Annotated in this window: 8 protein-coding genes; 3 read left to right on the top strand and 5 right to left on the bottom strand. The window is 59.3% G+C overall.

Annotation, left to right across the window (positions count from 1 at the left end; all coding sequences use genetic code 11):
• The first annotated feature begins 84 nt into the window (after positions 1-84).
• The 3 genes from AC13CN_RS13295 to gpgF all read left to right on the top strand — a co-directional run bounded on the left by AC13CN_RS13295 (position 85) and on the right by gpgF (position 4272).
• A complete protein-coding gene (locus tag AC13CN_RS13295; RefSeq protein ID WP_137093241.1) occupies positions 85-2025 on the top strand; it encodes an exoribonuclease II in 1941 nt (646 codons plus the stop codon).
• Positions 2026-2159: 134 nt separating this feature from the next.
• Complete coding sequence (gpgS, locus tag AC13CN_RS13300) at positions 2160-3278, top strand: N-acetylglucosaminyl phosphatidylglycerol synthase (RefSeq protein ID WP_044627826.1); 1119 nt, start codon at positions 2160-2162, stop codon at positions 3276-3278.
• Positions 3256-4272, top strand: a complete 1017-nt coding sequence (gpgF, locus tag AC13CN_RS13305) for a glucosaminyl phosphatidylglycerol flippase (protein ID WP_483053203.1) — start codon at positions 3256-3258, stop codon at positions 4270-4272. The genes gpgS and gpgF overlap by 23 nt, the downstream gene beginning before the upstream one ends.
• Before the next feature lie 85 nt (positions 4273-4357).
• On the opposite strand, the gene sucD is transcribed toward gpgF, so the two are convergent.
• From sucD to AC13CN_RS13330, 5 genes are all read right to left on the bottom strand, one after another.
• Positions 4358-5230, bottom strand: coding sequence for a succinate--CoA ligase subunit alpha (sucD, locus tag AC13CN_RS13310; RefSeq protein WP_044627828.1), 873 nt, complete (start codon positions 5228-5230; stop codon positions 4358-4360).
• The gene (gene sucC / locus AC13CN_RS13315; RefSeq protein ID WP_016914526.1) at positions 5230-6396 is read right to left on the bottom strand and encodes an ADP-forming succinate--CoA ligase subunit beta; all 1167 of its coding nucleotides are present in this window, start codon (positions 6394-6396) and stop codon (positions 5230-5232) included. The genes sucD and sucC overlap by 1 nt, the downstream gene beginning before the upstream one ends.
• Before the next feature lie 163 nt (positions 6397-6559).
• Complete coding sequence (lpdA, locus tag AC13CN_RS13320) at positions 6560-7999, bottom strand: dihydrolipoyl dehydrogenase (RefSeq protein WP_044627829.1); 1440 nt, start codon at positions 7997-7999, stop codon at positions 6560-6562.
• A 112-nt stretch (positions 8000-8111) separates the two neighbouring features.
• Positions 8112-9656 carry a 2-oxoglutarate dehydrogenase complex dihydrolipoyllysine-residue succinyltransferase gene (gene odhB / locus AC13CN_RS13325; RefSeq protein WP_044627830.1) on the bottom strand — a complete coding sequence of 515 codons (1545 nt, stop codon included), beginning with the start codon at positions 9654-9656 and terminating at the stop codon, positions 8112-8114.
• 38 nt (positions 9657-9694) lie between these two features.
• Complete coding sequence (locus AC13CN_RS13330; protein WP_483053204.1) at positions 9695-12529, bottom strand: 2-oxoglutarate dehydrogenase E1 component; 2835 nt, start codon at positions 12527-12529, stop codon at positions 9695-9697.
• Positions 12530-12769: the final 240 nt, after the last annotated feature.

Consider the following 12769-nt stretch of genomic DNA (forward strand, 5'->3'; position numbering starts at 1 on the left):
TCGCCACTTCCCCAGGGGCAACGATTGGCGCAGCCAGTGGGAATCCGTATAGTGGCAACCTACTCTCGCCAACTGATTGAACACATGCTTCAAAACAACTCCCTGCTTGCCCAGCTCAAGCAACAGATCCGTGAAACCACCCCGCGCGCTGAAGGGGTGATCAAAGCCACAGAAAAAGGCTTTGGTTTTCTTGAAACTGATAGCGGCGAATCCTATTTCGTGCCGCCCCCCGCCATGAAACAGGTGCTGCACGGCGACCGTGTGGAAGCCGTGATTCACGAGAACGGCGATAAAAAATCGGTTGAGCCTGAAAAGCTTATTGAAGCCGGTTTAGACCGCTTCGTTGCTCGCGTGCAAAAGCGCGAAGGCCGCCTCGCGGTGGTGCCGGATCACCCCTCGATTCGCAACGTTCTAAAAGCACGCATCAAAAATAGCCTGGATGAAGACTCCATTGCCGACGGCGATTGGGTCGTGGCGCGTTTGGTGCGTCACCCGCTAAAAGAGAACGACCGCGGCTTCTTCTCCCAGATCGATGAGTTGGTGGCCAAAGCCGACGACCCCGCCGTGCCGTGGCGCGTGACGCTTGCTCGCCACGCGCTGGAGCAAGAGTGCCCGGATGCCGGCAGCGATTGGCCGCTACGCGACGAGGGACTGACGCGGGAAGACCTCACCGCACAGCCCTTCTTTACCATCGACGGCGAAAAGACGCGAGACATGGACGATGCCCTACATGTGGTGGCCCGTCCCGAAGGCGGCTGGCAGCTGAGCGTGGCGATTGCCGACCCCACCGCTTATGTGGAAGAGGGCCACGCTGCTGACCTGGAAGCCCGCGTCCGTGCATTTACCGTGTACCTGCCGGGCCAGAACGTGACCATGTTGCCCGAGCAGTTGGCGGATGATCTTTGCTCGCTGCGGGAAGGCCAAGAGCGCCCTGCCCTGGCCTGCACGCTGAACATTAACGCCGACGGCAGCCTGGGCGACTACCGCTTCTTCGCGGCCAACGTGAAGTCCCACGCTAAGCTAGTGTACGAGCGCGTCTCTGATTGGATTGAAGGTCAAGGCGACTGGGCACCGGCAGATAATATTGCCGAGCAGCTACACGCCCTGCGTGAGCTGACCGAAGCGCGTACCGCGTGGCGCAACGAGCACGCGCTGGTATTTAAAGATCGTCCTGATTACGTGTTTGATCTGGATGAAGCGGGCAACGTGCTGGGGATTCACACCGAAGACCGCCGCATTGCCAACCGTATGATCGAAGAGTCGATGATTGCTGCCAACGCCTGCTGCGCGGATTTCCTGGCTAGCCATATCGGCCACGGAATCTTCAACGTACACCGCGCTTTCGAGCCGGAAAAAGCTGAAGCGGCACAAGAGTTCCTGGCGACTCAAGACATCGAAGTGGCCCAGGAAGCACTTACCGAGCTTGCCCACTATAAGGAGCTGAAGCGTGCGCTTGAAAGCCGCGACGACGCTTGGCTGGATGCGCGCCTGCGCCGTTTCCAGGGCTTCACCAGCATGTCGGCTCAGCCTGGCCCGCACTTCGGCCTGGGGCTGCCCGCCTACGCCACCTGGACCTCGCCGATTCGTAAGTATGGCGATATGGTCAACCACCGCTTGATCAAGCGCGTGCTGAAGGGTGAGCAGGCTCCGGCAGAAGCCAGCCAGCAGCTCACCGAGCAGCTCACCGAGCGCCGCCGTCTGAACCGTATGGCCGAGCGCGACGTGAAAGATTGGCTTTACGTGCGCTACCTGACCCCGGCGGCGCAGAATCAGGACACCTTCGACGCCGAAATCATGGCGATCAACCGTGGCGGTATGCGGGTTCGCCTGATAGAAAACGGCGCGACGGCGTTCGTGCCTGCCCCCTTGATGCACAGTGACCGCGATAAAGTGGTCATCGATGACAAAGAGGGCCGCATTCAGATCGAAGGCGAAGAGCGCTTCAAGCTGGGCGATAGCCTGCGCGTATCACTCACGGAAGCCCGTGAAGAGACACGCTCGCTGGTCGCCAAACCTGCTGACTAAACGCAGCCAACACGTGTTCGCGCCACGGCTTTGCCGTGGCGTTTTTATTTCTGCTCCAAGGTGACGTTGTCGCAGAACTGACTTATTTCTACCCTAAGGTAATTCGATGACACTCATGTGGCTCGGAGGTTACCTTGCACATCGCCGATGTGACCATGTTCCACGCCCCGGCAAGTGGCGGCGTTCGCACCTATTTACAGGCCAAGCACCGCGTCCTCTCGCGCACACCCAACCTCCGTACCAGCCTGCTGGTGCCAGGGGCTGAGCGTGATAGTTTGGGCGACCACCACACGCTACCAGCGCTGCATCTGCCTCTTGGACAAGGCTATCGATTCCCGCTGCGCCGCCGCCCTTGGCGTGATGCTTTGGTAGACCTCTCCCCCACGTTGATCGAAGCAGGTGATCCGTATGTGACCGCCTGGGCCGCGCTGGAGGCTGGCCAGCGGCTAGGTGTGCCAGTGGTGGGGTTCTACCACTCCGACTTACCTAACTTAATGGGGGACCGTTTTGGCCGCCATGTTCGCCAACGGCTAATTCGCTACGTGGTGGACCTGTACCAGCGCTTTGATAGCGTGCTTGCTCCCTGCCATGCGATGGCCAACCGACTCACCGAGTGGGGCGTGCCCAACGTGCGCGTGCAGTCGTTAGGGGTTGATTTAGAGCAGTTTCACCCTTCACGACGCGACCCCGGCTTCCGTACGGCCATGGGTATTCCTGCGGATAAAAAGCTGCTGATCTTTGTTGGCCGCTTTTCCCGAGAAAAGAATATCGACGTACTACTCGCCACCATGCGGGCGCTTGGCAGCAACTACCACCTGCTGCTGATGGGGCCGGGCATGCCGACTCAAGTACCTAGCAATGTCACGGTGGTAAACCGCTGCTGCGGTAGCCATGAAGTGGCCCGAGCGCTTGCCAGTAGCGATGCGCTGCTGCATGCGGGCACCCGCGAAACCTTTGGGCTGGTGGCCCAGGAAGCGATGGCCAGCGGCCTGCCGGTGATTGGCGCGCGGGCAGGCGCGCTGATCGAGAACGTACCGCTGGGCGCGGGCGTGCTCTGCCAGCCGCTTGACCCTGACGCGATGGCGGACGCCTGCTCCGCGCTGTTTAGCAACGATATTGCCGCCAGCGGACGCTACGCGCGCCATTTTGTTGAGCGCCAGTTTAGCTGGGATAGCGTCATTGGCTCGCTGCTGACGCACTATGTCGACCTCTGTGGACTCGAACAGCCCGATGCCCGTGTCGTCCGTCGCTAAACCTCAACGGCTGCTGCGCTTTCGTCCGCTACACGCCGTTCTACTGCTGGCTGCTCTGGTAGCGCCACTGGTGCTCACATCGCTTGCAGGGGGCAGCAAAGCGTTTGAGCATGTGGCGCAGTTTCCCATTAGCCTACTGGTTCTGATGATCGCCATGGCGGCGCTATGCTGGAACTTGAACGCCGCCCGGCTGCGCCTGATGCTCAACGGCCGAGCTGGCCAGCTTGGGCAGCGCGGCGCGCTGGGCATCGAGCTGGCGGCGAAGTGCGCGCTCTGCGCAACGCCAGGCGGTAGCGGCGGCCCGGCCACTCTGCTGTTATTACTTGCCCAGCGGGGATTTTCGCCCTCAAAAGGCACCGCCGTGTTTCTCATCGACCAGGGGTGCGACCTGCTGTTCTTTCTGCTGATGCTGAGCGGTTTGGTGGCGATGTCGGTTTTCGGGGATGCCCAGTGGCCACACCAGGGGCTGGTACAGCTCTCGTTACTGGGATTGGCGCTGTTAGCGGTGGGCGTCTCGCTGATGATGGGGTACTTACCCAAGCTGCTGCGTACTCAACGCCAGTGGCTAGCCTGGATACGCCCTAGCCGCAGGCGCTGGCTGGTTAGGCGACTGTTACGCTGTCGCCATGCGCTGCGTATGACGCTGGCACTACCCAAAGCCACGTTGGCAGCGATGCTGGCACTCACGACCCTACACTGGCTGCTGCGCTACAGCTTGCTGTACCTAGCGGTGATTGGCATCGGGGGGCATGCCGACTGGCTCTGGACGTTTTTAACTCAGATGCTAGCTATGGCCGCCAGCCAATTCAGCTTCCTCCCTGGCGGCGCAGGGGCGGCTGAAGTGGGGGTGGGAAGCCTGTTGCTGCCCTTGATGGGCCGGGAGCAGGCCGCAGCCGCCGTGCTGGTCTGGCGGCTGATTAGCTACCACTTGTATCTTGCCGCTGGCGCGCCGCTGCTACTGTTCTACAGCGCGCGCATGCTGCGTCAGCGCTAGCCGCCTCACCGCTTTACTTAACCTCCTCAAACGCAAAAAGGGCACCCAAGGTGCCCTTTTCAGCGTCACGAAGAAAGTGCGCGGCTTACCAGCCGGTTACTTCTTTCAGCGCGTCGCCAATTTGCGCCAAAGAACGAACGGTTTTCACACCGGCGTCTTCAAGAGCCGCAAATTTCTCATCGGCAGTACCTTTACCGCCAGAGATGATGGCGCCAGCGTGGCCCATACGCTTGCCAGGAGGTGCTGTCACACCGGCAATGTAGGAAACCACCGGCTTGGAAACGTTGGCCTTGATGTAAGCCGCGGCTTCTTCTTCGGCAGTGCCGCCGATTTCGCCGATCATCACGATCGCTTCGGTTTTCGGGTCCTTCTCGAACATCTCCAGGATGTCGATGAAGTTAGAACCCGGAATCGGGTCGCCGCCGATACCGACACAGGTAGACTGACCGAAACCGTGGTCAGTGGTCTGCTTAACGGCTTCGTAAGTCAGGGTACCAGAGCGGGAAACGATACCAACGCGGCCCGGCTGGTGGATGTGACCCGGCATGATACCGATTTTGCACTCACCGGGAGTGATCACGCCCGGGCAGTTCGGGCCGATCAGGCGTACGCCCAGCTCGTCGCATTTTACTTTTGCGTCGAGCATATCGAGGGTCGCGATGCCTTCGGTGATGCACACGATCAGCTTGATGCCAGCGTTCGCAGCTTCAAGGATCGAGTCTTTGCAGAACGGTGCCGGTACGTAGATCACGCTGGCTTCTGCGCCGGTTTTCTCGACCGCTTCTTTCACGGTGTTGAAAACAGGCAGGCCCAGGTGCGTCTGGCCGCCTTTGCCCGGCGTAACACCACCGACCATTTGCGTGCCATAGGCAATCGCCTGCTCGGAGTGGAACGTGCCCTGGCCACCGGTGAAACCTTGGCAGATGACCTTGGTGTTCTTATCGATCAGGATGCTCATTACTTGCCCTCCGCTGCTTTTACAACCTGCTGAGCCGCGTCGGTCAGACTGGTAGCAGCGATGATGTTCAGACCGCTAGACGCCAGTTTTTCAGCGCCCAATTCAGCGTTGTTACCTTCCAGGCGAACGACCACCGGGACGTTAACGCCCACTTGCTCAACGGCACCGATGATGCCTTCAGCAATCATGTCGCAACGAACGATGCCGCCGAAGATGTTCACCAGAACAGCTTTCACGTTGTCGTCAGACAGGATGATCTTGAACGCTTCTGCGACGCGCTCTTTGGTCGCGCCGCCGCCAACGTCCAGGAAGTTAGCGGGTTTGCCGCCACTCAGGTTGACGATATCCATGGTGCCCATAGCCAGGCCTGCGCCGTTGACCATGCAACCGATGTTACCGTCGAGGGCGACGTAGTTAAGTTCCCACTTCGCCGCGTCGGCTTCACGCTGATCTTCCTGGGAAGGATCGCGCATGGCCTGCAGGTCCGGGTGACGGTACAGGGCGTTGCTGTCGAGGCCCAGTTTGGCATCCAAGCAGTGCAGGTTGCCTTCGTCAGTGATGACCAGCGGGTTGATCTCAAGAAGTGCCAAATCCTTGTCGTGGAACAGCTTGGAGAGACCCAGGAAGATCTTGGTGAACTGCTTCACCTGATCGCCTTCCAGACCCAGCGCGAACGCCAGCTCACGCGCCTGGTAGGGCTGTGCGCCGACCAGCGGATCGATTTCAGCTTTGAGAATCTTTTCCGGCGTCTCTTCGGCGACGGTTTCAATCTCAACACCGCCTTCGGTAGAGGCCATGAAGACCACACGGCGGGTAGTACGGTCAACGACCGCGCCCAGGTAGAGCTCGTCGGCGATGTTGGTGCAGGTCTCTACCAGAATCTTGGCAACCGGCTGACCTTTTTCGTCAGTCTGGTAAGTGACCAGGTTCTTGCCCAGCCACTGCTCGGCGAAGGTTTTGGCTTCTGCCGGGTCCTTGATCAGCTTGACGCCGCCCGCTTTACCGCGGCCGCCAGCGTGAACCTGGGCTTTGACGACCCACATGTCGCCGCCGATTTTTTTGCACGCTTCTACTGCTTCTTCGGGAGTGTCCACGGCAAAGCCTTTGGACACTGGCAGACCATAATCAGCAAACAGCTGTTTGCCTTGATACTCGTGAAGGTTCATCGATTCATGCCATTGGTTGCATGTGACTCGAACGATGATCAGTCGCCCTGAAGAACATCTTGCAGGTGCTGGTCATCCCCGTGCTTTCATGACGGCGAGTTGCCCACGCCGCCATGAAAGTGTTGCGCCACCTGACGGTGGCGCTTGGTTGTTGCTTAGCGAATTACTTGCGCTTCTTGCGGTTGGCCATGTGAATGGCATGACCTTCTACCGCCAGAGCAGCTTCGTGCACGGCTTCCGACATGGTCGGGTGCGCGTAGCAGGTCAATGCCAGGTCTTCGGCGCTGGAGCCGAACTCCATGGCGATCACGCCCTGGGCGATCATCTCACCGGCGTGCTGACCCACGATGTGCATACCGAGAATACGGTCGGTTTCCGCATCGGCAATGATCTTAGCGCTGCCTTCGGTGGCGTTGTTGGCCATGGCACGGCCGCTGGCTGCGAAGGGGAAGCTACCGGTCTTGACTTCGATACCCTTGGCCTTGGCGTCCTGCTCGGTCATGCCGACCCAGGCCACTTCCGGGAAGGTATAGATGACGCTGGGGATAGTGTCGTAGTTCATCTCGGCCTTGTGACCGGCGATGATGTCCGCCACCATGATGCCTTCTTCAGACGCTTTGTGCGCCAGCATCGGACCGCGTACACAGTCACCGATGGCGTAGACGCCCGGCACGTTGGTGCGGCACTGGTCGTCCACGAAGATGAAGCCACGCTCGTCCAGCTCGACGCCCACGCCATCGGCCACAACGCCTTTGGTATAAGGACGACGGCCGACACATACGATCAGCTTGTCGAAGGTCATCTCTTGATCGCCGTTGGCATCGGTGTACTTGACGACGACTTCGTCACCGTTCGCTTCCGAACCGGTCACACGGGCACCCAATTTGATGTCCAGCCCCTGCTTCTTGAGCAGTTTCTGGGTCTCTTTGGCAATCGCGGTGTCGACCATCGGCAGGAAGGAGTCCATCGCTTCCAGCACGGTGACTTCAGAACCCAGACGGTTCCATACGCTGCCCAGCTCCAGGCCGATGACGCCCGCGCCAATGACGCCAAGACGCTTCGGCGTTTCCTGGAATTCCAGTGCGCCGGTGGAATCGACGATTAGGCCTTCGGTCAGCGGCGTGGGCGGAATTTCCACCGGCACGGAGCCTGCCGCGATGACGATGTTGTCGGCGTCGTAAGTGGTGGTGTTGCCGTCGAGGTCGGTCACCTCAACCTGCTTGCCAGACACCACTTTACCGGTACCTTCGATGGCGGTCACGCCGTTGGCCTTGAACAGGCCAGAGATGCCGCCGGTCAAGTTCTTAACGATCTTGTCCTTGCGCGCCATCATCTTCTTGACGTCCATGGTCACGTCGCCGGCTTCGATACCCATGTCGTCGAAATCGTGCTTGGCTTCGACGAACTTGTGCGAGGCTTCAAGCAGCGCTTTGGACGGGATACAGCCTACGTTCAAGCAGGTACCGCCGTGAACGACGTTACCTTCTTTACCGATCCATTTTTCAACACAGGCGGCTTTCAAACCCAGCTGCGCAGCGCGGATAGCCGCTACGTAGCCACCAGGGCCTGCACCAATAACGATCACGTCAAACTTGTCAGCCATGTTGGCTCCTTTAGCTTGGTGGCCTCCTCCCGGGTGGATGACAGCGGGTAGGAGGCTGTGTGCGATTAACTCAGCGTGCTCAGCACTAGCGAAGGCGGTTCAGCGCGCTTCGTTATACGTCTAGCAGCAGACGGGCCGGGTCTTCCAGCAGCTCTTTAATCGTAACCAGGAATTGTACCGCGTCTTTGCCGTCGATCATGCGGTGGTCGTAAGAGAGTGCCAGATACATCATCGGGCGAATTTCGACCTTACCGTTCACCGCCATCGGGCGTTCCTGGATCTTGTGCATCCCCAGGATAGCGGTTTGCGGCGGGTTGATGATCGGGGTCGACATCAGCGAGCCAAAGATACCACCATTGGTGATGGTAAAGGTGCCGCCCTGCATTTCGTCGATGCCGAGCTTACCGTCACGCGCACGCTTGCCAAAGTCGACAATCGTCTTCTCGACGTCGGCAATTTTCATGTTGTCAGTGTCACGCAGAACCGGCACCACGAGACCACGATCCGTCGACACGGCAACACCGATGTCCTGGTAACCATGGTAAACGATATCGGTGCCATCGATGGAGGCGTTGACATCCGGGAAACGCTTGAGAGCTTCGGAGGCGGCTTTCACGAAGAAGCCCATGAAACCAAGCTTGGTGTCGTGGGCCTTCAGGAAGGTATCTTTGTACTGGGCACGCAGCGACATCACCGCACCCATGTCCACTTCGTTGTACGTGGTCAGCATGGCAGCGGTCTGCTGTGCCTGAACCAAACGCTTGGCGATGGTTTGACGCAGACGGCTCATCGGTACGCGCTTCTCGGCACGCTCACCCTCGACCGCTGGCGCAGCAGCGGCTTTGGCGGGTGCAGAGGACTTGGCCGCTTTCTTGGCCGAACCATCCTTGACGGCTTTCTGAACGTCTTCTTTCAGAATGCGACCGCCTTTGCCGGTACCTTCGATCTTGGAAACGTCCAGATCGTGCTCGGCAACCATCTTGCGAGCAGCCGGTGCCAACACTTTGCCACCCACCTTCTCATCGGCGCCTTCATCGTCAGCGTCGCTGGAAGCGCTGCTGGAAGAAGAAGCGCTGGCCTGGTCACTGCCACCGCCCTCTACGAAGGTTGCCAGAATCGCTTCGGACTCAACCTGGCTGCCTTCTTCTGCCTTGATTTCCGCCAGGGCACCATCGGCAGGCGCTACGACTTCCAGCACGACCTTGTCGGTTTCGATGTCGGCTAGCACTTCGTCACGCTTGACCGCTTCGCCTACTTTCTTGTGCCAGGTCGCCACGGTGCCTTCCTGAATGGACTCGGGGAAGCTAGGCGCCTTCACGTCGTGCTGCTTGCCTCCGGCTGGCTTGGCGGCTTCTTTGGACTCGGCCTTCTCGGCGCTGTCATCGCTGGCGGCACTCTCTTTCTTGCTGCCAGCACCGCTCGCTTCGCCGATCTTGCCCAATACCTGCTCGGACTCGACGGTATCGCCTTCTTCGGCCATCACGTCGGTCAGGGTTCCCGCTTCCGGTGCGACGACTTCAAGCACCACTTTATCGGTCTCGATTTCAACGATCAGCTCGTCGCGTTCGACGCTGTCACCCGGCTTTTTGTGCCACGCGGCCACGGTGCCTTCGGCAACGGATTCCGGAAAGGTTGGCGCTTTGATCTCAGTAGCCATGTCGTTTCCCTTATGTGTTCTCTAAACCCGGTGGGCGCTTATAGGTTAAAAGCGTCTTCCACCAGCTGGCGCTGCTGTTCAGTGTGGACGGACATGTAGCCCGCTGCCGGAGCAGCCGAGGCAGGACGCCCTGCGAATTTCAACTCACGTCCAAGGCCATCTTTCAACATATCGGCCACGGTACGCATGTGGTGCTGACTGGAGTACCAGGCGCCTTGGTTCAGCGGCTCTTCCTGACACCATACGATGTCTTCCACATTAGCATACGCCTGGAGCACTTCCAGAAGCTCTTCTTTCGGGAAGGGATAGAGCTGCTCTAGACGAATGATCGCCGTGTCGTCACGCTCGTTTTCAGCGCGCCAGTTAACCAGATCGTAGTAGACCTTGCCTGCGCACATAATGACGCGGGTGACGTTGTCGGCGTCGAGATTCGCTTGATCCGGCAGTACCATGTGGAACTTGCCGTAGGCGAGATCTTCCAAGCTCGACACGGCTTCTTTGTGGCGCAGCAGCGACTTAGGCGACATGACCACTAGCGGTTTACGCAGCGGACGAATCACTTGGCGGCGCAGCAGGTGGAAAATCTGCGCTGGCGTCGTCGGTACGCACACCTGCATGTTGTGCTCGGCGCACAGCTGCAAGAAGCGCTCTAGACGGGCAGAAGAGTGCTCGGGCCCTTGGCCTTCATAGCCATGAGGCAGCAGCATGGTCAAGCCGCATAGGCGACCCCACTTGGTCTCACCGGAAGAGATGAACTGATCCACTACCACCTGAGCGCCGTTGACGAAGTCACCAAACTGCGCTTCCCAAATAACCAAGTCATTCGGGGCGGTGGTCGAGTAGCCGTATTCGAATGCCAGCACGGCTTCTTCTGATAGGAAGGAGTCGTGAATGGTAAAGCGCGGCTGACCGTCGGCCATATTCTGCAGCGGTACATAGGTCGACCCGTCTTTCTGATTGTGCACGACCGCGTGACGGTGGGAGAACGTCCCACGCCCCACATCCTGCCCGGTGATGCGGATAGGATGACCTTGGTCGAGCAACGTGGCGTAGGCCAGCGTTTCGGCAAAGCCCCAGTTGAGCCCCATGCCACCCGCCTGCATTTTACGCCGGTCTTCGTAGATTTTGGCGACCTGACGCTGAACATCGACACCGTCCGGTATTTCACACATCTTCGCCGCCAGCTGTTGCAGGCGTTTCATGTCGAAGGTGGTGTCGGCATTGCCGGTCCACTCATGGCCCAGGTAGGGAGCCCAGTCGACGAACAGCGACTTGTTGGGTTCCTGAACCAGCGCGTTGGCCACGTGATTGCCTGCCACGAGATCATCGCGGTAGGTTTCCACCATGGCTTTGGCGTCGTCTTCGGACAGCACGCCCTGCTCGATCAGGCGCTGCGCATACAGCGTGCGTGAGGAGGGGTGGTCCTTGATCTTGGCGTACATCAGCGGCTGGGTGCCCGATGGCTCGTCGGCCTCGTTATGGCCGCGACGGCGGTAGCACACCAGGTCGATGACGACGTCTTTCTTGAACTGCTGACGGTAATCCAGGGCCACTTGGGTGGCGTGAATGACCGCGTCCGGATCATCGCCGTTGACGTGGAAGATCGGCGCCTGAACCATCTTGGCAATGTCAGTACAGTATTCGGTGGAGCGTGCATCGGCCGGGTTGGAGGTCGTGAACCCCACCTGGTTGTTGATGACGATGTGTACCGTGCCACCGGTCTTGTAGGCGCGGGTCTGAGACATCTGGAATGTCTCCATGACCACACCCTGCCCCGCGAAGGCGGCATCGCCATGAACATTGATCGGCAGCACTTTGCTTCCGTCAGCGTCATTGCGGCGATCCTGGCGGGCACGTACCGAGCCTTCCACCACCGGCGCGACGATTTCGAGATGCGACGGGTTAAACGACATGGCCAGGTGGACTTCGCCACCAGGCGACATGACGTTGGAGCTGAAGCCCTGGTGGTATTTCACGTCACCAGAACCACGCTCGATGACTTTCTTGCCATCGAACTCGTCGATCAGATCCGCAGGGTTCTTGCCCAGGATGTTGACCAGCAGATTCAAGCGGCCACGGTGGGCCATGCCGATCACGACTTCCTTGGTGCCATAGCCGCCGGCGCGCTGAATCAGTTCGTCCATCATCGGTACGAACGACTCGCCACCTTCCAGGCCGAAACGCTTGGTACCCGGGTACTTGGAGGCCAGGTAATTTTCCAGACCTTCCGCAGCCGTCAGGCGTTCCAGTACGTGCTTGCGCACGTCATCGCTGAACTTGGGCGCGCTGCGTACCGATTCGAAACGACGCTGCAGCCAGCGCTTCTCTTCGGTATCCACGATGTGCATGATTTCGCAGCCGATGGAGCGGCAGTAGGTCTGCTCCAGCGCGTCGACGATCTCGCGCAGCGGTGCTTTATCAATACCCAGGAAGAAAGAACCTGTCTGGAACTCGGTATCAAGATCAGCTTGGGACAGCTGATGGAATGACAGGTCGAGGTCGGGGACGGGGGTGGGATTACGCAGACCAAGCGGGTCGATATTGGCCTTTTGATGGCCACGGAAGCGATACGCGTTGATCAGCTGCAGAACTTTGACCTGCTTTTTGTTTTCACCGCTGTCGGACGCGGCGACTACCCGGCCTGGGCGCCTTTCACGGCCAAGCTGGTAGAACTGATCACGAATGGGGCTTAGTGGAACATCGTGGGAGGCACTGCCTTCAGCACGCGGCAACTGATCGAAATAGCTGCGCCACTCGTCTGAGACAGAATCAGGATCGGCGAGGTACTGCTCGTAAAGCGCTTCCACGTAGTGGACATTGCCACCACTAACGTGAGAGGAACGCCACATCAACTCCATTATGCCTTGTTGCATCTCTCGGTCACCCTGCACTGATGGGGTGGTATCGGCATCGCTGCATGCGTGCAACGACATCGCTATTGCCCTGCCGGCGGGGCGGGACGTTTGCCGGCGGCGCCGACCTGAGGCCGGTAGCCCTTTTCATACACGTATGATGACGCGTTTCATTACCAGTTCATGCTCAAAAGCCGGTACTCGTCGCACCGGCTTTTAAACTTGGCTGATCCATGGTGCGGCGCGTCGCCGCACCATGAC

This window comes from Vreelandella sp. L-25 (assembly GCF_056857535.1).

Coding starts and splice junctions, on each gene's coding strand:
- sucD (WP_044627828.1), bottom strand. CDS start 5,230: ATGAGCATCCTGATCGATAAGAACACCAAGGTCATCTGCCAAGGTTTC.
- odhB (WP_044627830.1), bottom strand. CDS start 9,656: ATGGCTACTGAGATCAAAGCGCCAACCTTTCCGGAATCCGTTGCCGAA.
- lpdA (WP_044627829.1), bottom strand. CDS start 7,999: ATGGCTGACAAGTTTGACGTGATCGTTATTGGTGCAGGCCCTGGTGGC.
- gpgF (WP_483053203.1), top strand. CDS start 3,256: ATGCCCGTGTCGTCCGTCGCTAAACCTCAACGGCTGCTGCGCTTTCGT.
- sucC (WP_016914526.1), bottom strand. CDS start 6,396: ATGAACCTTCACGAGTATCAAGGCAAACAGCTGTTTGCTGATTATGGT.
- AC13CN_RS13295 (WP_137093241.1), top strand. CDS start 85: ATGCTTCAAAACAACTCCCTGCTTGCCCAGCTCAAGCAACAGATCCGT.
- AC13CN_RS13330 (WP_483053204.1), bottom strand. CDS start 12,529: ATGCAACAAGGCATAATGGAGTTGATGTGGCGTTCCTCTCACGTTAGT.